At 54.6% G+C, this 19,623-nt stretch carries 20 protein-coding genes; 5 read left to right on the top strand and 15 right to left on the bottom strand.

Annotation, left to right across the window (positions count from 1 at the left end; genetic code table 11):
* Positions 1–9 precede the first annotated feature (9 nt).
* The 4 genes from ulaD to ulaA are packed head-to-tail and all read right to left on the bottom strand — an operon-like array spanning position 10 to position 2,868.
* On the bottom strand, positions 10–660 hold the full coding sequence (gene ulaD, locus EoCCA6_RS14325) for a 3-keto-L-gulonate-6-phosphate decarboxylase UlaD (RefSeq protein ID WP_008502901.1): 651 nt from the start codon (positions 658–660) through the stop codon (positions 10–12).
* Positions 661–672: 12 nt separating this feature from the next.
* Complete coding sequence (gene ulaC / locus EoCCA6_RS14320) at positions 673–1,140, bottom strand: PTS ascorbate transporter subunit IIA (protein WP_013095304.1); 468 nt, start codon at positions 1,138–1,140, stop codon at positions 673–675.
* 9 nt (positions 1,141–1,149) lie between these two features.
* On the bottom strand, positions 1,150–1,455 hold the full coding sequence (gene ulaB, locus EoCCA6_RS14315) for a PTS ascorbate transporter subunit IIB (RefSeq protein ID WP_108476136.1): 306 nt from the start codon (positions 1,453–1,455) through the stop codon (positions 1,150–1,152).
* A gap of 12 nt (positions 1,456–1,467) precedes the next feature.
* Positions 1,468–2,868, bottom strand: coding sequence for a PTS ascorbate transporter subunit IIC (ulaA, locus tag EoCCA6_RS14310; RefSeq protein ID WP_152083211.1), 1,401 nt, complete (start codon positions 2,866–2,868; stop codon positions 1,468–1,470).
* Between the two features lie 359 nt (positions 2,869–3,227).
* On the opposite strand from ulaA, the gene ulaG reads away from it, so the two are divergent.
* Together ulaG and ulaR are read left to right on the top strand one after the other, a co-directional pair.
* The gene (gene ulaG / locus EoCCA6_RS14305; RefSeq protein WP_152083210.1) at positions 3,228–4,292 is read left to right on the top strand and encodes an L-ascorbate 6-phosphate lactonase; all 1,065 of its coding nucleotides are present in this window, start codon (positions 3,228–3,230) and stop codon (positions 4,290–4,292) included.
* A 110-nt stretch (positions 4,293–4,402) separates the two neighbouring features.
* Positions 4,403–5,158 (top strand): HTH-type transcriptional regulator UlaR, encoded by a 756-nt coding sequence (gene ulaR, locus EoCCA6_RS14300; protein ID WP_152083209.1) that lies wholly within the window; start codon positions 4,403–4,405, stop codon positions 5,156–5,158.
* Here the strand turns inward: ulaR and yjfP are convergent.
* Positions 5,155–5,877, bottom strand: a complete 723-nt coding sequence (yjfP, locus tag EoCCA6_RS14295; RefSeq protein ID WP_152083208.1) for an esterase — start codon at positions 5,875–5,877, stop codon at positions 5,155–5,157. The genes ulaR and yjfP overlap by 4 nt on opposite strands.
* A 137-nt stretch (positions 5,878–6,014) precedes the next feature.
* Here yjfP and bsmA point away from each other — a divergent pair, with 137 nt between their 5' ends.
* Together bsmA and yjfN are read left to right on the top strand one after the other, a co-directional pair.
* Positions 6,015–6,344, top strand: a complete 330-nt coding sequence (gene bsmA / locus EoCCA6_RS14290) for a biofilm peroxide resistance protein BsmA (protein ID WP_152083207.1) — start codon at positions 6,015–6,017, stop codon at positions 6,342–6,344.
* A 147-nt stretch (positions 6,345–6,491) separates the two neighbouring features.
* Positions 6,492–6,767 carry a DUF1471 family protease activator YjfN gene (yjfN, locus tag EoCCA6_RS14285; protein WP_152083206.1) on the top strand — a complete coding sequence of 92 codons (276 nt, stop codon included), beginning with the start codon at positions 6,492–6,494 and terminating at the stop codon, positions 6,765–6,767.
* Between the two features lie 74 nt (positions 6,768–6,841).
* On the opposite strand, the gene EoCCA6_RS14280 is transcribed toward yjfN, so the two are convergent.
* Positions 6,842–8,464 (bottom strand): isovaleryl-CoA dehydrogenase, encoded by a 1,623-nt coding sequence (locus tag EoCCA6_RS14280; RefSeq protein ID WP_152083205.1) that lies wholly within the window; start codon positions 8,462–8,464, stop codon positions 6,842–6,844.
* Between the two features lie 193 nt (positions 8,465–8,657).
* Between EoCCA6_RS14280 and EoCCA6_RS14275 the strand changes: the two genes are divergently transcribed.
* Positions 8,658–9,932, top strand: coding sequence for an MFS transporter (locus tag EoCCA6_RS14275; protein ID WP_152083204.1), 1,275 nt, complete (start codon positions 8,658–8,660; stop codon positions 9,930–9,932).
* A 91-nt stretch (positions 9,933–10,023) separates the two neighbouring features.
* Here the strand turns inward: EoCCA6_RS14275 and rlmB are convergent, their stop codons facing one another.
* The 9 genes from rlmB to hfq all read right to left on the bottom strand — a co-directional run bounded on the left by rlmB (position 10,024) and on the right by hfq (position 19,584).
* The gene (gene rlmB, locus EoCCA6_RS14270; protein ID WP_039024652.1) at positions 10,024–10,755 is read right to left on the bottom strand and encodes a 23S rRNA (guanosine(2251)-2'-O)-methyltransferase RlmB; all 732 of its coding nucleotides are present in this window, start codon (positions 10,753–10,755) and stop codon (positions 10,024–10,026) included.
* Positions 10,756–10,821: 66 nt separating this feature from the next.
* Positions 10,822–13,263 carry a ribonuclease R gene (gene rnr / locus EoCCA6_RS14265; RefSeq protein ID WP_152083203.1) on the bottom strand — a complete coding sequence of 814 codons (2,442 nt, stop codon included), beginning with the start codon at positions 13,261–13,263 and terminating at the stop codon, positions 10,822–10,824.
* Between the two features lie 38 nt (positions 13,264–13,301).
* Positions 13,302–13,727 (bottom strand): nitric oxide-sensing transcriptional repressor NsrR, encoded by a 426-nt coding sequence (gene nsrR, locus EoCCA6_RS14260; RefSeq protein ID WP_152083202.1) that lies wholly within the window; start codon positions 13,725–13,727, stop codon positions 13,302–13,304.
* Between the two features lie 193 nt (positions 13,728–13,920).
* Positions 13,921–15,219, bottom strand: coding sequence for an adenylosuccinate synthase (locus EoCCA6_RS14255; protein ID WP_152083201.1), 1,299 nt, complete (start codon positions 15,217–15,219; stop codon positions 13,921–13,923).
* A 103-nt stretch (positions 15,220–15,322) separates the two neighbouring features.
* Positions 15,323–15,520, bottom strand: coding sequence for a DUF2065 domain-containing protein (locus EoCCA6_RS14250; RefSeq protein WP_003855996.1), 198 nt, complete (start codon positions 15,518–15,520; stop codon positions 15,323–15,325).
* A 71-nt stretch (positions 15,521–15,591) separates the two neighbouring features.
* Positions 15,592–16,596 carry a protease modulator HflC gene (gene hflC / locus EoCCA6_RS14245; protein WP_152083200.1) on the bottom strand — a complete coding sequence of 335 codons (1,005 nt, stop codon included), beginning with the start codon at positions 16,594–16,596 and terminating at the stop codon, positions 15,592–15,594.
* A 2-nt stretch (positions 16,597–16,598) separates the two neighbouring features.
* Positions 16,599–17,861, bottom strand: coding sequence for an FtsH protease activity modulator HflK (gene hflK / locus EoCCA6_RS14240; RefSeq protein ID WP_152083199.1), 1,263 nt, complete (start codon positions 17,859–17,861; stop codon positions 16,599–16,601).
* Between the two features lie 56 nt (positions 17,862–17,917).
* Positions 17,918–19,198 (bottom strand): ribosome rescue GTPase HflX, encoded by a 1,281-nt coding sequence (gene hflX, locus EoCCA6_RS14235; RefSeq protein WP_152083198.1) that lies wholly within the window; start codon positions 19,196–19,198, stop codon positions 17,918–17,920.
* 74 nt (positions 19,199–19,272) lie between these two features.
* The gene (gene hfq / locus EoCCA6_RS14230) at positions 19,273–19,584 is read right to left on the bottom strand and encodes an RNA chaperone Hfq (RefSeq protein ID WP_152083197.1); all 312 of its coding nucleotides are present in this window, start codon (positions 19,582–19,584) and stop codon (positions 19,273–19,275) included.
* Positions 19,585–19,623: the final 39 nt, after the last annotated feature.

The following is a 19,623-nucleotide window of genomic DNA, read 5'->3' as shown; positions in this document are numbered from 1 at the left end:
ACCCGCTCCTTAGCCCCAAAGCTGAGCGATTGAGCGTTTGAACTGACGCGCCGCTTCCACCGGAGAGGCGGCATCACGGATGCTACGACCGGCGATAAACACGTGAATCGGAATCCCCTTGAACAGCGGCAGATCTTCCAGCGCCAGGCCACCGGTAACGGTCACTTTAAAGCCCATATCGGCCAGACGTTTAATCGCGCTGATATCCGCTTCACCCCACGCCACACCTGCGGCCTGCGCATCACGGCTACGGTGATAAACCACCTGCTGGATACCCGCATCGCGCCACTCCTGCGCCTGCTCCCAGGTCCAGAAGCCGGTCAGCTCAATCTGCACGTCGCCGTTGAACTCTTTTGCCACGTCCAGCGCGCCTTTCGCGGTGTTGATATCTGCACAGCAGATCACGGTGACCCAGTCCGCGTTAGCTTCAAAACACATGCGAGAGAGGATTTTGCCCGCGTCGGCAATTTTGGCATCGGCCAGCACGATTTTATGCGGATAGAGCGCCTTCAGGTCACGAACAGCACGAACACCTTCACCCACGCACAGGATGGTGCCAACTTCGATGATATCCACCTCTTCCGCAATCAGACGGGTGGTTTCATAAGCGTGAGACAGCGTCTGGTTATCCAGCGCGACCTGCAACATTGGTAATGACATTTTCAATTCCTCTTAAACGGCCGCCGCAGTGGCGTTATCAATTAAATCCAGCACTTCCTGCTCGGTGCGGCAGGCGCGTAAACGGTCAAAGTTGGCTTCGTCATCAAACAGATTCACGATCTGCATGATGCCGACTTCCTGATGGGTATTGGCATCGACGGCCGCCATGGTGATCAGAATATCGACCGGGTCGTTATCTTCATGGTTAAACACCAGCGGCGTTTTCAGCGTCACGAGGGCAAAGCCGGTTTTTTTGACGCCCTCTTCCGGGCGGCCATGCGGCATCGCCAGACCCGGTGCAATTACAAAGTAGGGGCCGTGCTGCGCAACGCCATCCAGAATGGCCTGGTAATAGCGCGGCTCGACGACGTCAGCCTTAACCAGCAAATCCACGCTCAGTTTTACCGCTTCCTGCCAGGTGCTGGCTTCCGCCTGTAAAAGGATGGAATTATTCTCTGCCAGCGAATCACGTAGTTTCATACAGCGTCCTTACTTCACGTCTTGTGGGAAGTGCTCTTTGATCACTTCCAGCAGTTTTGGCCCAAAATCCGCCGGTGACAGCATGTTGCGTACACCCACCACATATTTATTGCCCGTCACGCTGATCTCACCTGCGATATGGGTAGAGGCGATAATGATGTCTGCACCGTTCAGTTCACTTTTGTATTCACCCACCGCGCAGCTGTTCACCGTGTGGTCAATGTTTGACTGGGTTAAAAACTGATCCACTTTCATCTTCATGATCATGGAGCTACCTTGCCCATTGCCACACACAGCCAGGATACGTACGGTCATAATCGAAACTCCTTAGTGAGCAGAAACTTCTGCTGTTTGTTTTTCCGCATCTTCTTCAGCTCGCAGAGAACGGCCAGCGAAGAACATATAAACCAGAGCAATCAGGATGATGACGGTCATAAAGACCAGACCGACAGAGGCAAAGCCCTGCATCATCGGCGGTGCCAGAATTGACCAGTCCGCCATCCCCATCCAGGCGCTCATACCGGTGAGCTTGACGGCCCACACGCAACCGAAGATTTCAATCATGCCCATCACCAGGCAGATCTTGAGCGCCGCGCGCCAGCCGCCGAAGTGGTTAGCGAATACGCCGATGGTGGCGTTGGAGAAGAACATCGGGATGAAGCCTGGAATGATCAGGATGGACGAGCCGCAGCCCACCAGGATGCCAACCGCAATCAGCTGGCCGATGGTGCCCCACATAAAGCCCCAGACCACCGCGTTTGGCGCAAAGCTATAGATAGCCGCACAGTCAATCGCCAGTACCGCACCGGGGATCAGGCGCTGGGAGATACCGTTGAAGGCTTCCGACAGCTCGGCGACGAACATACGCACGCCCTGAGTAATGATGAAGATTGCCACCGCGAAGGAGAAACCGGTCTGCAGGATATAGACCGTCCAGTGGGTTTTCCCTGCCATCGCCTGAACCACATCAATACCGAAAGAGAGCAGGATGGCACCGAAGAAGATGGTCATCACAATCGCCGTAGAGACGATGTTGTCGTGGAAAATGTTCAGCCAGCCCGGCAGCTTCAGATCTTCAACGCTCTCCTCTTTTTTACCCAGATACGGTGCGACTTTGTAAGCAATCCAGGAGGCAAACTGCTGCTGGTGGCCGATGGAGAAGCCACAACCGTCTGTCACTTCCTGCGTTGGCTTGTACATCATGTTGGAGGTGATACCCCAGTAGAGCGACACCATCACGGCGGTGAAGATGATCGTGGTCCACATCGGGTAGCCGAAGATATAGAGAGAAACCGCAATCAGCCCCGCCTGCTGGAACATAATGTGGCCCGTCAGCATGATGGTGCGGATGCCGGTAATCCGGCGCAGCAGAACGTAAATGATGTTTAGCGCCAGCGCGAGCAGAACAGCATACCCAACCCAGCTATAAGCGTCGCCCATGCGATCGATGGTCGCCATCATGGAGGCGTAGGTATCAGAGATGGCACCGTTAATGCCATACACTTCCGACATCTTAGCCACGACGGGCTTAAACGTGCCGGTCAGAATGCCAGACCCCGCCTGCAACAGCATGAAACCGATAATGGTTTTAATGGTGCCTTTGATAATGACGCTGACGCTTTTACGCAGAAGGATATAGCCCAGGCACGTCACGATACCCAGCAACAGCGGGGCGTTAGTCATTACCTGATTAAAGAACACGGTAAAGACGTTGTAGAGGATCTCCATAACTCTCTCCAGAAAATGAGAACACGAGGGGCAATCCCTGTGTGGTTGGTGTCATCACTCTAGTAATCACAAATAATCACCACAAGATTGCATTTGATTATTTGTGACGCATCACGCAATTTATTTCCATGTTGTTAGTAATGATTTTCACTACCGATTTCAAAAAATAAATTAAGCCTTATAATTCATGTAATTAATCATTAATAAGCGATATATTAACAAGATAAAAACGGATTATCTGTGATGTGGCAAAGGTAAAATTCCGCAATTTAGCCGTTGCAAACCTGTTCAAAGAGTGCCAGCATTAATCACAACAAATCACCATATGATTATTTTTGATTAAAACCAGGAGTCAAACGATGAGTAAAGTGAATACCATCACCCGTGAATCATGGATTCTGAGCACCTTCCCGGAATGGGGTAGCTGGCTGAACGAAGAGATTGAGCAGGAACAGGTTGCTCCTGGCACCTTTGCAATGTGGTGGCTCGGCTGCACAGGGATCTGGCTGAAATCTGAGGGTGGCGCAAATATTTGCGTTGATTTCTGGTGCGGCACAGGCAAACAGAGCCACGGTAATCCGCTGATGAAAAAAGGGCATCAGATGCAGCGCATGGCGGGCGTGGAAAAGCTCCAGCCAAACCTGCGCACCACGCCATTTGTCCTTGATCCGTTTGCTATTCGTCAGATTGATGCCGTGCTGTCTACTCACGATCATAACGATCACATCGATGTGAACGTGGCGGCCGCAGTCATGCAAAACTGCCCTGATAACGTTCCGTTCATCGGCCCACAAACCTGTGTGGATTTATGGATCGGCTGGGGCGTACCAAAAGAGCGCTGCATCGTGATGAAACCAGGCGATGTGGTGAAAATCAAAGACATTGAAATCCATGCGCTCGATGCCTTTGACCGTACCGCACTCATCACCCTGCCAGCCGATCAAAAAGCTGCAGGCGTGCTGCCAGACGGGATGGATGAACGTGCGGTGAACTACCTGTTCAAAACGCCTGGCGGCTCTCTGTATCACAGTGGTGATTCTCACTACTCTAACTACTATGCGAAGCACGGTAACGAGCATCAGATCGACGTGGCGCTGGGCTCATACGGTGAGAACCCGCGCGGCACTACCGACAAAATGACCAGCGCCGATATGCTGCGTATGGCGGAAGCGCTGAACACCAAAGTGGTGATTCCGTTCCACCACGATATCTGGTCAAACTTCCAGGCCGATCCACAGGAAATTCGCGTCCTGTGGGAGATGAAAAAAGACCGTCTGAAGTATGGTTTCAAGCCATTCATCTGGCAGGTCGGCGGTAAGTTCACCTGGCCGCTGGATAAAGACAATCTCGAGTACCACTATCCGCGTGGCTTCGATGATTGCTTCACCATTGAACCGGACCTGCCGTTCAAGTCATTCCTGTAATTGTGCCCTTCAGTCGCCAGGCCTTACGCCTGGCGATGCCATATTTATCTTAGTAATTTCATGCTATTTCAAATATCATCTTTTCAAATCAATTCTTATCGGAATAGCTCATGACGGAAGCGCAACGGCATCAAATATTACTGGAACTCCTGGCGCAAACAGGGTTTATCACCGTTGAGAAAGTGATAGAACGTTTAGGGATTTCCCCAGCAACAGCGCGGCGTGATATCAACAAGCTGGACGAAAGCGGCAAGCTCAAAAAAGTTCGCAACGGTGCGGAAGCCATCAGCCAGCAGCGCCCCCGCTGGACGCCAATGAACATTCATCAGGCACAGAATCACGATGAAAAAGTGCGGATCGCCAGAGCCGCTTCGCAGCTGGTTAACCCCGGTGAAAGCGTGGTAATCAACTGCGGCTCCACGGCATTTCTGCTGGGCCGGGAGATGTGCGGAAAGCCGGTGCAAATCATCACCAATTACCTGCCGCTGGCCAACTATCTTATCGACCAGGAGCATGAAAGCGTGGTGATCATGGGAGGGCAGTACAATAAAAGCCAGTCCATCACCCTGAGCCCGCAGGACAGCGAAAACAGCCTTTACGCGGGACACTGGATGTTTACCAGCGGCAAAGGTCTGACCGCTGACGGCCTGTATAAAACCGATATGCTTACCGCAATGGCGGAGCAAAATATGCTTAACGTCGTAGGCAAGCTGGTGGTACTGGTCGACAGCAGCAAAGTCGGCGAACGCGCTGGCATGCTGTTCAGCCGCGCTGAACAAATCAGCATGGTGATCACCGGTAAAAATGCCAACCCGGAGATCCTCCGGAAACTGGAAGATCAGGGCGTCACGGTGCTGCGAGTTTAAAGATGCTGACGGAAAAACTCGACGGTAGCCTCCAGCGCCGTTGGTGTAATGCGGTGCCGGACACCCGCTTCCCACAGGCAGGTAAGATTGCCATCCAGGCCTTCATGCTGTAGCGCCTGCTGCAGACGAAAAGTTTCGACTGCCGGGACCACATCGTCCGCTTCTCCATGCCACAGCAGGAGCGGGCGGTTGGCCAGATGCGGTAACGCGTGAGTGATGTCCCACTCAGCCAGCACCGCGTCAATATCCTTCGGTTCCTGAGGCGGGAACAGCGTCTGCGACAGGGAGGAAAAATAACCTGACCCCATCAGACAGGCTACGGATCGCACTTCGGGGTGGCGGGCCATTATCCCCAGAGCCGTCATTCCCCCCATCGACGCCCCCGCTACCGCCAGGCGTCCATCCGCCACCAGCCCCGCCTCATAAAGCGCATCACGCAGCCCGGCGAACTCGGTCAGATTACCGTGCAAAATTTGCCAAAACTGCCCGAGACGGGCGTGTTCATCGCCCGAAAACCGCGCGCCATGATCGGGCGCATCCGGCATCACTACCCGAAAACCAGCCTGCGCCAGCGCCACGGCAAAATAGCTGTAGACCAGCTTAGAAGAGGTGAAACCATGATAAAAAACGACCACAGGCAGCGGTTGTGCACCTTTTCCAGCAGGGAAAGCGTGTATGATTTCATGCGTACCGAGGCGTCGGGTTTCAAGTTCAATCATGGTCGATCCTTTGCTAATGAATGATTCATAATGTTGAGAACTGGGTTACGATTTCGCGATATTTTCATTCGAAATTTACGCCTCAGATAACACTTCGGGAACATTCCCCCAAAACTAAATTTACAGACAACTACACTATGGCTATCAGGAAACGAGATATGGTTATGCGCAGGTTTGCTGCTTTATTGCTGGTCTCTCTGCTCAGTGGCTGTAGCGTCTTGCAGGGAACACCGCAACCCGCTCCCCCGGTCGCCGATCATCCGCAGGAAATTCGTCGTAATCAGACGGAAGGATTACAACGGATGGGCACCGTCTCCGCGATGGTTCGCGGTTCCCCGGATGACGCGGAAGAGGCAATCAAAGCACAAGCTGTCGCCGCAAAAGCAGATTATTACGTCATTATCATGATTGATGAAACCATCATTACGGGACAATGGTATTCACAGGCAATTTTGTACCGTAAGTAAGTTAATCATTTGAACGACATTTACACTGCTTTGCGTCCATAGACATTTTCCTGTCCACAATAAACTCCATGCCAGCAACAAGGGAAGTGAGTTTATTCGCGAAGGATTGCCCGGCGGATACCGGAGACATGTGAAATGGAGCTGACGATGAAACGAACTCTTGCTTTGACCTCTCTGTTACTCTCAGCAGGCCTGGTGAGTACAACTGCGCAGTCAGCTGAATTCGCCAGTGCTGATTGTGTCACTGGCCTGAATGAAATTGGCCAGATCTCCGTCAATAACATTACGGGGAGCCCGCAAGACGTTGAGCGTGTCGTTGCATTAAAGGCCGATGAGCAAGGCGCTTCCTGGTATCGCATCATCCAGATGCAGGAAGATAACCATGTCGATCACTGGCGGGTACAGGCCATTCTGTATGCATAATTCTTCAGTATAAAAGCCACTGATTTTAGTGGCTTTTCTCAGCACACATGGGTGGGCCTGTTTCAGTTAAACGGCTAACCTACTCTGCCCGTGGCGCGCAGCAGCAGATCGTTTTGCACCTGTTCACTCATCAGCGTTCCGCCACGGTTATCCAGCATCATGCGGCACCACGCCTGCGCCACTGGTGGTGATGCGTGCCGTAACATCTGACTTCCGGTCCCCAGTAAAAAGAGCTGCCGGGTGATCTCCCTGCCCTGCGCCTCCTGCGGCTTACGCAGCTTCTGTTGCAGCTGCCGCCAGCTACGATCAAAATGCCGATCCTGGCCTTTTACCTGGGCGAACTCTTCGGTGAGCAGGTCGAGCGTGCCAGGCTGCTTCGCCAGCACCCGCAGAACATCCAGGCACATAATATTCCCCGATCCTTCCCAGATGCTGTTCACGGGCATTTCCCGGTACAAACGGGGAAGCTCACTCTCCTCGCAGTATCCAACGCCACCCAGAACTTCCATCGCCTCTGCGACAAATGGAATACCCGCCTTGCACACGCTGTATTTCGCGGCCGGGGTGAAAAGCCGCGCCCAGAGAGCTTCATGCACGTCCTCGCGCTTATCCCATGCACGCGCAAGGCGGAACAGCAGCGCCGTTTGCCCCTCCAGCACCAGCGCCATGCGGCTTAGCACCTCGCGCATTAGTGGCTGGTCGATAAGGTTTTTCCCGAATGTCTGCCGCTGATGGGCATGGTAAAGCGCTACCGATAATGCCCGGCGCATCAGGCCGTGGCTGCCCAGTGCGCAGTCGAAGCGCGTCAGGCCGCCCATTTTGAGGATTTGTCGGACACCCTCTCCCTCTTCCCCAAGCAGCCAGCCTGAGGCGTCGAGAAATTCCGCTTCACTGCTGGCATTTGAACGGTTGCCGAGCTTATCTTTCAGGCGCTCCAGACGCACGGCATTACGTTGCCCGTCAGGCAGAAAGCGCGGTACAAAAAAGCAGGACAACCCGCCCTTAGCCTGCGCCAGCACCAGATGCGCATCACTTTGCGGCACGGAGAAAAACCATTTGTGCCCCACCAGCCGATAGCTGCCGTCACTGCATTTTTCCGCGCGGGTGGTATTGCTGAGTACATCCGAACCACCCTGCTTTTCCGTCATTCCCATGCCAATCAGCAGCCCACGCTTTTGTGCGCCCGGCGCGAGATGAGGATCGTAGCGATCGCTCATCAGCGGCGTCAGCCAGTCATGAAACGCTCCGGGAAGTGCCTGCTGTAGCAGTGGAGTGGCAGCGAAGGTCATGGTGATGGGGCAAAGCGTACCCGCCTCCACCTGTGCATGCAGGACAAAGCGCGCGGCTCTGGCGACAAACGAACCGTTGCGCGCCTCCTCTTCCCACGCCAGATTATGAACACGGTTGGCGCAAAGCCCCTGCATCAGAAGATGCCACGCGGGGTGAAACCGGACGTCATCCAGCCTCTCCCCCGTGGCATCATAACGTAGCAGCTCCGGCGGGTTAACGTTCGCCAGCCTGCCCAGTTCCAGTGACTCCGCCGTGCCTAACTGCTGCCCGATACTGGCAAGAAGGTCTGTATCCCACTCCGCACCTTCGCGGACAACCGCATCGCGCAAGGCGCAATCAGAGAGAAAAAGGTTGCTGTTAGAAAGCGGTACAGGTTGATTAAAAACGGTATGTGTCTGCCAGAGCATGCTGTCTCCCTCCTTCAATGGCAATGACGATAAGTATGGACAGAGCGCGCGCACGCTGCATGGGAGGGGAGTCACACGGTGGCAATCCCACTGAAATCATTCGTGAAATAGCTCACAGAACATAAGAATAAACTATTTCATACCCTCTCTTTTATTGAATAATTTATTCTTACCCTTATCTGTGAGGATCGTTATGCAACAGGATGCGCACAAGCGTGCATTAATTGCAGGCTCCATTGGTAATTTCATCGAGTGGTACGAGTTCGCCGTCTACGGTTTTCTGGCGACCGTCATTGCGAAGAATTTCTTCCAGCTTGAGGGAGAAGGGGGGCTGACAAGCCTGATCCTCACCTACGCCTCGTTTGCTATTGCCTTCTTCTTCCGCCCGTTAGGCGCGGTGGTATTTGGTCGTCTCGGCGACAGGATTGGCCGAAAACCGACGCTGATTATTGTATTGGTATTAATGACGCTGGCGACTGCCGCCATCGGTATTGTGCCGGTTTATGCCAGCATCGGGATTGCTGCGCCGCTGATAATTACCCTGCTTCGCATCCTGCAAGGGCTGTTCGCGGGTGGCGAGTACGGCGGTGCTGTCTCGCTGATGACGGAGTTTGCCCCGCGCGGCAAGCGCGGCCTCTACGGCGCGTGGCAGTCCTTCACGGTGGCACTGGGGCTGCTGGCTGGCGCAGGCGTCGTGGCGTTGCTCTCTGCCCTGCTCACGCCTGAGGCGTTGCATGACTGGGGCTGGCGCATTCCGTTCTTCCTGGCGCTGCCCATGGGCGTTGTCGCGCTGTGGCTGCGGGTGAGCATGGAAGAGACACCGAGCTTTGTGCATCAACAGGAAAAACCCGTCGTTGCTCAGGCCAATACCGCTTCCACGCTGAAAGCCATCGTCATGGGGATCGGGCGGGTAATGGTCTGGTCCGCGGCGGGTTACACCTACCTGGTGATTATGCCGACTTATCTGCAGTCCGCGCTGCACACCGGATTTAACCAGGCGCTGCTGATTGCGGTAATTTCAAATATCGGCTTTGCGTTGACCATTATTCCCTCGGGAATACTGAGCGACAGGATCGGACGCCGCACGGTAATGATTATCGCCACGGCATTATTGCTGATCCTTGCCCTGCCGCTGCTGAAAATTCTGCAGGCGGAGTCCAGCACGCTGGCGGTAAAAGCGGTAGTCGTATTGATTGCGGGTGGTCTGGTTGGGATGCTGGCAGGACCGGGCCCGGCGATGCTGTCTGAGATGTTCCCGACACGCGTGCGCTATACAGGGTTGGGGCTGGCTTATTCTCTCTCTAACGCCATCTTCTCAGGGTGTGCAGGGTTGATCATCACAGGGCTGATAAAAGAGACGGGCAACCTGGATATTCCGGCGTATTACGTGATGGCAACGGCGGTGGTAAGTATCTTCGCGCTGATGACGCTGAGAAAGGATGACCATTTACGGTCGTTAGAGGAGTGAGGCAAATGCCCGGTGGCGCTGCGCTTACCGGGCCTACGGTACCGTGCTTTTGTAGGCCGGGTAAGGCGAAGCCGCCACCCGGCACAACAGGCTACCCGCGCTGACGCACCGCTTCAAACAGACAGATACCCGTCGCCACAGAAACGTTCAGGGACGACACGCTGCCCGCCATCGGAATGCTGATCAGCTCATCGCAGTGCTCGCGCGTCAGACGACGCATGCCTTCGCCTTCTGCCCCCATCACCAGCGCCAGACGGCCGGTCATTTTGCTCTGGTACAGGGTATGATCTGCTTCACCGGCGGTCCCGACGATCCAGATGTTCTCTTCCTGCAGCAGGCGCATAGTGCGCGCCAGGTTGGTGACGCGGATCAGCGGAACGTTTTCCGCCGCGCCGCAGGCCACTTTCTTCGCGGTCGCGTTCAGCTGTGCAGAGCGATCTTTTGGCACAATCACCGCATGCACGCCAGCCGCATCGGCGCTACGCAGACACGCCCCGAGGTTATGCGGATCGGTTACGCCATCGAGGATCAGGAAGAACGGGTTTTCCAGCTCAGCAATCAGATCCGGCAGATCGTTTTCCTGATACTGGCGGCCCGGTTTCACGCGGGCAATAATGCCCTGGTGAACCGCGCCGTCACTTTTCTCATCCAGGAACTGACGGTTCGCCAGTTGGATCACCACGCCCTGCGCTTCCAGCGCGTGGATCAGCGGCATCAGACGCTTATCTTCACGCCCTTTCAGAATAAACACTTCCTGAAAACGCTCCGGTGCGCGCTCAAGAAGGGCCTGCACCGCATGGATGCCGTAAATCATTTCACTCATTGATGATTCTCATAATAGATAATTCCCCTCTCCCCTTTGAGGAGAGGGTCAGGGTGAGGGGAGAATTTACTCCGCCTGCTTTTTCCTGGCTGCGCGCTTCGCTTTGGTTGCAGCCGCTATTTTCTGTGTTTTAGCGGAAGGCTTTTTCGTTGAGCGAGCCTCTTTCTTCGCCGCCTTCGGCTTCTGTTTCTTCTCGCCCCGGAACGCGCTGTCCGGCTCGAAGTTCACCTTTTTACCCGCCTGACGACGTCTACCGCTCGTTTTGCCGTTTCCACCTTTTTTCGCCCTTTCACGCTCGGTTTTGCCGACGTTACGCGGAGCACGTTCGCTGGAAATCAGGCTGAAGTCGATCTTACGGTCGTCCATATTAACGGCTTCAACTTTCACTTCCACGCGATCGCCCAGACGATACGTCTGGCCGCCGGATTCGCCAATCAGACGCTGGCCGACCTGGTCGAAACGGTAATAGTCGTTATCCAGGCTGGAGACGTGCACCAGACCGTCGATAAACAGCTCATCCAGACGAACGAAGAAACCAAAGCCGGTCACGCTGGCAATCACGCCTTTAAAGACGTTACCCACCTGATCCAGCATAAAGTCACACTTCAGCCAGTCCGCCACGTCGCGGGTTGCTTCATCGGCACGGCGTTCGGTCATGGAACAGTGCTGGCCCAGTTGCAGCATCTCTTCCATGGAATAGTGGTAGCCACCGGTTTCGGTCGTGTTCCCTTTGTGGCCCTGCTCCTGCGCCAGCAGATACTTGATCGCGCGGTGCAGAGAAAGGTCAGGATAACGACGGATCGGCGAGGTAAAGTGCGCATAAGACTGCAGCGCCAGACCAAAGTGACCCCGGTTTTCCGGATCGTAAATCGCCTGTTTCATGGAGCGCAGCAGCATCGTCTGCAGCATTTCTGCGTCAGGACGATCGCCAATAGACTCCAGCAGCTCGGCGTAATCACGCGGCTCTGGTTTGTTACCCCCCGGCAGCTCCAGACCGAGTTCAGCCAGCACAGAGCGGAACGCGGTAATGGCTTCCGTAGTTGGTTTATCGTGAATACGGAACAGCGCAGGCTCTTTGGCTTTCTCAACGAAACGTGCCGCCGAGATATTCGCCAGGATCATACACTCTTCTATCAGCTTGTGCGCATCGTTACGCTGGGTCTGCTCAATACGCTCAATGCGACGCTCAGCGTTGAAGATGAACTTCGCCTCTTCGCTCTCAAAGGAGATCCCACCGCGCTCTTCACGCGCCTGATCCAGCGTTTTGTAGAGGTTATGCAGCTCTTCGATGTGTTTGACCAGCGGCGCGTACTGTTCGCGCAGATCCTGGTCGCCCTGCAGCATATGCCAGACCTTGGTATAGGTCAGACGCGCATGAGAGCTCATCACCGCTTCGTAGAATTTATATCCGGTTAAGCGACCTTTGTTGGAGATGGTCATTTCGCAGACCATACAGAGGCGGTCAACCTGCGGGTTCAGGGAGCACAGGCCGTTGGAGAGCACTTCCGGCAGCATCGGCACCACCTGAGACGGGAAGTAGACCGAGGTGCCACGGCTGCGCGCTTCATTATCCAGCGGCGTGTGCGGACGAACGTAGTAACTCACGTCAGCGATAGCCACCCACAGACGCCAGCCGCCACCGCGTTTTTTCTCGCAGTACACAGCGTCATCGAAGTCGCGGGCGTCTTCACCATCAATAGTAACCAGGGGCAGATCACGCAGATCCACGCGGCCCACTTTGGACTCTTCCGGTACTTCTTCGCGAAGACCTTCAACCTGCTCTTCAACCGCTTTTGGCCAGACGTACGGAATTTCATGGGTGCGCAGCGCCATATCAACGGCCATCGTTGTGCCCATGTTATCGCCCAGCACTTCAACGATTTTACCTACCGCTTTGGTGCGGCGCGTTGGACGCTGGGTGAGTTCCACCACCACCACAAAGCCCATGCGCGCACCCATCACCTCTTCCGGTGGGATCAGAATGTCGAAGCTCAGACGACTGTCGTCCGGCACCACAAAGCCCACGCCCGCATCGGTAAAGTAGCGACCAACAATCTGGCTGGTTTTTGGCACCAGTACGCGTACAACACGCGCTTCACGGCGGCCTTTACGGTCTGCCCCCAGCGGCTGCGCCAGGATCTGGTCACCGTGGATGCACATTTTCATCTGTTCAGATGAAAGATAAAGATCGTCTTTGCGGCCTTCCACACGCAGGAAGCCAAAGCCATCACGATGACCAATGACGGTGCCTTTCAGCAGGTCGAGGCGTTCTGGCAGCGCATAGCACTGGCGGCGGGTAAAGACCAGTTGCCCGTCGCGTTCCATCGCGCGAAGGCGGCGGCGTAGGGCTTCAATTTGCTCTTCACCTTCAATGTTTAATTCAACGGCAAGTTCTTCACGGTTGGCGGGTTTTTCGCGTTTTGTTAAGTGTTCAATGATGAACTCGCGGCTGGGGATAGGATTCGCGTATTTTTCGGCTTCGCGTTCCTGGAAAGGATCATGTGACATATCGGTTCCTCCGTTGTCAGCTCCGGTGGAAATTTTCTTCATTCCACCAGCAATAATTTATAAAGCGGTTGATTCTCTTCAACCAAATCGGCCAGCGTGTAGTTATCCAGTTCCATGAGAAAACTTTGCACGGCCTTAGAAAGCGCCTGTTTCAGGCGGCAAGCGGGCGTAATGTGGCAGAACTCGCTGCTGCAATTCACCAGAGATAACGGCTCCAGTTCACGTACCACATCCCCAACACGAATACTCTGCGCCGGTTTACCGAGACGGATCCCACCATTTTTCCCTCGGACGGCAGCAACGTATCCGGCACGGCTAAGTTGATTGATTATTTTGACCATATGATTACGGGACACACCGTAGACCTCTGTCACCTCAGAGATACTGGTCATTTGCCCTTCGGGTAACGACGCCATGTAAATCAGCGCGCGTAAGCCGTAATCGGTGAAACTTGTTAACTGCACATCAACCTCAGGAAAAAAGGGAAAACGCGGTCAAACCGCAGAGATATTCATTAATGATGATAAACCAGCCAGATAGTTGGCGGCTAATTTATTTGACAGACGGGGCGAAAAAGCGGAGATCCAGGAGCGGTCGCCGGATGGCGCTACGCTTATCCGGCCTACGGGTCTCCCCGCAGGCCAGCAGTCACGAAGATTATGCGTCGAACGGGTCGCGCAGGATCATCGTTTCAGTACGATCCGGGCCGGTAGAAATAATATCGATCGGCACTTCAGTCAGTTCTTCAATGCGCTTGATGTAATCCAGCGCTGCCTGCGGCAGGCCGCTACGCTCTTTCACGCCGAAAGTGGTCTCAGACCAGCCTGGCAGGGTTTCGTAGATTGGCTCGATGCCTTCCCAGTCGTCAGCAGCCAGCGGAGTGGTGGTCACTTCGCGGCCATCTGGCATACGGTAGCCGACGCAGATTTTCACTTCTTTCAGGCCGTCCAGTACGTCCAGCTTGGTCAGGCAGAAGCCAGACAGGGAGTTGATCTGCACTGCACGACGCACTGCAACCGCATCCAGCCAGCCGGTACGACGACGACGACCGGTGGTCGCGCCAAACTCGTTACCCTGCTTGCACAGGAACTCGCCGGTTTCATCAAACAGCTCGGTCGGGAAAGGACCCGCACCCACGCGAGTGGAGTAGGCTTTGATGATGCCCAGAACGTAATCCACATAACGTGGGCCCAGGCCAGAGCCGGTTGCCACGCCACCTGCGGTGGTGTTAGAGGAGGTTACGTATGGATAAGTACCGTGGTCGATGTCCAGCAGCGTCCCCTGCGCACCTTCGAACATGACGAAATCGCCACGCTTGCGCGCCTGGTCCAGCAGATCGGACACATCAACCACCATACCGGTCAGAATGTCTGCAATCGCCATGACGTCATCCAGCACTTTCTGGTAGTCAACAGCGTCAGCTTTGTAGAAGTTCACCAGCTGGAAGTTGTGATATTCCATCACTTCTTTCAGTTTTTCAGCGAAGGTTGCTTTGTCGAAGAGGTCGCCCACGCGCAGACCGCGACGTGCCACTTTATCCTCGTAAGCCGGACCGATGCCACGACCGGTGGTGCCGATCGCTTTCGCGCCACGCGCTTTTTCACGCGCTACGTCCAGCGCCACATGATAATCCAGGATCAGTGGGCAGGCTTCGGAGAGCAGCAGACGCTCACGAACAGGGATACCACGGTCTTCCAGACCTTTCATCTCTTTCATCAGCGCAGCCGGAGACAGCACAACACCGTTACCGATGATGCTGGTGACGTTTTCGCGAAGAATGCCTGATGGAATAAGATGGAGGACGGTTTTTTCACCGTTGATTACGAGAGTATGGCCTGCGTTGTGACCGCCCTGGTAGCGTACAACATATTTAGCCCGTTCAGTCAGAAGATCAACAATCTTCCCTTTACCTTCGTCACCCCATTGGGTGCCCAGTACGACGACGTTGTTACCCATTTTTTCAAAATCACCGTTTGCTTAAAAATGGATTCTACCATCGCTTTTTCAGATATACAGCACTTTTTGACCCTAAAATATGCCAGTTATGGCTACTTTTTGATCAGCCAATCGTTTTCCTCAACATGTAGTAGATCACGATGCCAGCAACCACAAGTCCACCACCAAAACGACGCAAAATATTATCCGGCAGCTGGCTCATGGTGGCGATCATTCGACGCCAGGCACGGGGATAAAGCATCGGGCCAAGTCCTTCCAGCACCAAAACCAGGGCCAGTGCGAGCCAGATCGTTGAATTCATTTTTGATCCTTATAAAAGAAAACCACCGCTCCGTTGAGAGCGGTGGTTTGAATACTCAAACTGATCGGAGTTTATCGCGTTGCGTTAGCTGGCGTCTTCATATAACGGAAGAAATCGCTGTCCGGGCTGAGCACCATTACATCCTGGTTGCTCTGGAAGCTATTCTCGTAAGCACGCAGGCTACGGATAAAGGCATAGAAGTCCGGGTCCTGGCTGAATGCATCCGCAAACAGTTTCGCCGCTTCGGCATCGCCTTCACCACGCAGGATACGGCCCTGACGCTCAGATTCCGCCAGCGTTTTGGTCACTTCGTAATCCGCTGCCGCACGCAGTTTCTCCGCCTCTTCCTGGCCCTGCGAACGGTGGCGACGCGCTACCGCTTCACGCTCAGCGCGCATACGGTTGTAAATCGCCTCAGACACTTCTGCTGGCAGGTTGATCTGCTTGATACGCACATCCACCACTTCGATACCCAGTGCAGCCATACTGTTCGGGTTGATCACCGGCACTTTGCCATTGGTCTCAGCCTGAACGCGTTCAGCCGCTTTCGCAATCGCGTCATCTGCAGCTGGCGTCGAGACTTCGTCTTCCGTACCTGCAGAACCGGAGTTCAGCGCATCGCGTACTTCAAGGGTCAGACGACCACGGGAGTCCGTCACGATGTCTTTCACATCCAGACGACCAATCTCAGAACGCAGACGGTCAGAGAACTTACGTTTCAGCAGCACTTCCGCCTGAGAAACATCACCACCGCCTGTTGCCAGGTAGTAACGACTGAAATCACTGATACGCCATTTGATGTAAGAATCAACGATCAGGTCTTTCTTCTCTTTGGTCACGAAACGGTCGGCCTGGTTATCCATGGTCTGGATACGGGCGTCGAGCGTTTTCACTGATTCAATCAGTGGGATCTTGAAGTGCAGGCCTGGTGCATAGACCAGCGGTTTTTCTTCGCTGTCACGCAGAACCTTACCGAAGCGCAGGGTAATGCCACGCTCGCCCTCTTTCACCACAAAGATAGAGGTATAAAGTACGACCAGTACGATGATGATGATCGCAATAACTGACTTACGCATCCTTATTCCCCCTGACGCTGGTAGTCGTTACGCTGCGCGTTAGCACGGCGTTGGTCCATAATGTCACCATCGTTCGAAGAAGGCGTTGTGTTCGCGCTGGCGCTGCCCGATGAGGCTGGCGGCAGGCGCAGCAGGTTATTCGCCCCACTGTTTCCCGACTTCGCAGCAGGCGCAGAACCGCCTTTCAGCATCTGGTCCAGCGGCAGAACCATCAGGTTTCCGCCTTTGCTGTCGTTAACCAGCACTTTACGCGTGTGGCTCAGCACTTTTTCCATGGTCTCGATATAGAGACGCTCACGGGTAATTTCCGGTGCGGCTTTATATTCCGGCAGGATCTTCGCGAAACGCGCCACTTCACCCTGCGCTTCAAGGATGGTCTGGGTCTTGTACGCGCGCGCTTCTTCCAGAATACGCTGTGCCTGACCGTTAGCACGCGGCTGAACTTCGTTGGTGTAGGCTTCTGCTTCGCGGATGTACTGCTGCTCGTTTTCACGTGCGGCAATCGCATCGTCAAATGCGGCTTTCACCTCTTCCGGCGGACGGGCAGCCTGGAAGTTGACGTCCAGCAGGGTAATACCCATGTTGTATGGACGGATGGTCTCTTCCAGCTCACGCTGGGTATCGCTACGAATAACGGTACGACCTTCGGTCAGAATGCGGTCCATGGTGTATTTCCCGATCACACCACGCAGGGCGCTATCGGTTGCCTGACGCAGGCTGTCATCAGCGCTGGTCACGCTAAACAGATAACGCTCAGGATCGGTTACGCGGTACTGCACGTTCATCTCAACGCGCACCACGTTCTCGTCCGAGGTCAGCATCACGCCAGAGGCTGCCAGTTCACGGACAGATTCCACGTTCACTGCGGTCACGTCGTCAATGAAGGTCGGTTTCCAGTTCAGGCCCGGCTCAACCAGATGGCTGAACTTGCCGAAACGGGTGACCACACCGCGTTCCGCTTCTTTAATGGTGTAGAACCCGCTGGCGGCCCAGATGATTACCACAGCAGCGGCCACAATGCCCACCACGCGGCCACCCATTTGCGGGCGCGGCCCCTGAGTGGAGTTGCCACCCGAGCCAGAACCTTTACCTCCGCCAAGTCCACCAAGTTTTTTGCTTAGTTTGCGGAAGATATCATCCAGATCCGGCGGCCCCTGCTCGCGACCACCTTTGTTGCCATTTCCCCCAGAGTTGCCGCCTTGATTATTGCTGCTTCCCCACGGGTCGCGGTCTTGTCCGTTATTACCGGGCTGATTCCACGCCATGTATATGCTCCATATTTGTTATGCAAGGGCGAATTATTCAGGCTTCCCCTTTCTGGTCAGACGATATAGTCCGCCAGCGCAGGTTCTTGTTTACAGAGGCGACGCCAGTCAACGATCGGCATACGCACCTGCATCCCCACGCTGCCGTCATCCTCCATCCACTCTTTTTCTATCGCCTGAAGCTGATAAAACCGGCTGCGCAGCCTGCCTTCCTGTGGCGGCAGACGCAGCGTGTGCTGAGCGACCTCACCGGAAAGACGTTCTGTCAAAGCCTGGAAAAGCAGTGGCACACCAATACCGGCCTGGGCCGAAAGCCAGACCCGAATCGGTTTGTTCTCTTCATCCCGGTCGATACGCGGTTCAAAATCATCCAGCATATCGATTTTGTTCATCACCAACAGGGTTGGGATTTCGTGGGCGTCGATCTCTTCGAGCACCACGTTTACCGCGTCGATGTTCTCCTGTACACGCACGTCTGCCGCATCAATCACATGCAGCAGCAGGGTCGCCTGTCGCGTCTCCTGCAGGGTAGCTTTAAACGCCGCCACCAGGTCATGCGGCAGATGGCGGATAAACCCTACGGTATCCGCCAGCACGGTTTCACCGACATCCGCAACGTCAATACGACGCAACGTTGGGTCCAGGGTCGCAAACAGCTGGTCTGCGGCATAAACCTGGGCCTCAGTGATCTGATTAAACAGGGTGGATTTACCGGCGTTGGTATACCCCACCAGCGACACCGTCGGGATGTCGGCTTTCGAACGCGCGCGACGCCCTTGCTCACGCTGTTTCTCAACGCGTTCCAGACGTGAGAGGATCTGGGTAATACGGCCACGCAGCAAACGGCGGTCGGTTTCGAGCTGGGTTTCACCCGGACCGCGTAAACCAATCCCGCCTTTCTGTCTTTCAAGGTGGGTCCAGCCACGCACAAGGCGCGTTGCCAGATGGCGCAGTTGCGCCAGCTCAACCTGCAGCTTACCTTCGTGGGTACGTGCACGCTGAGCAAAAATATCTAAAATCAAACCCGTGCGATCGATAACACGGCATTCGCAAAGACGTTCCAGGTTACGTTCCTGAGCCGGAGACAGCGCATGATCAAACAACACGACTGATGCGCCGGTTGCTTTTACGGCATCCGCAATTTCTACTGCTTTACCTTCACCAACAAAATACTTTGGGTGCGGCGCTTTACGGCTACCGGTAATCACCTGCATTGCTTCGACACCGGCGGAAGAGACCAGAGATTCAAACTCCTGGAGGTCTTCCATATCTTTGTCTTGCGAAAAATAGATGTGTACCAGCACCGCCTGCTCACCGGCATCATAACGGTCAAACAAGCGTAAAACCCTCAAAAAAAAATCAGCGGGGAACGCAGATTCCTGGCTCCCCGTGTGGATAACAGCCAGAAACCTTATTCGGTGTCTTCGCTGTCCTGCGCAGGAGAAGAAGAGCCCTGCGCGTTGCTGCCATGATGGTAGTTACTACCAGTGCCGCCGCCAGCGTTATTGCTGTGATGGGAAACCGGACGAGACGGAACAACAGTAGAAATCGCGTGCTTATAGACCATCTGGCTGACCGTGTTTTTCAACAGGATCACGAACTGATCGAAAGACTCAATTTGCCCTTGCAGCTTGATACCATTCACCAAATAAATAGAAACTGGAACACGTTCCCGACGCAATGCGTTCAGGAACGGATCTTGTAAAGATTGCCCCTTAGCCATTCTATCTTTTCCTTATATGCTTGTTTTGTACTTAGAACC

It is taken from the genome of Enterobacter oligotrophicus, from assembly GCF_009176645.1.
GTDB lineage: Bacteria > Pseudomonadota > Gammaproteobacteria > Enterobacterales > Enterobacteriaceae > Enterobacter > Enterobacter oligotrophicus.
Note: the sequence above shows the minus strand (reverse complement) of the source record. Positions and strands in the feature narration are given on the sequence as shown.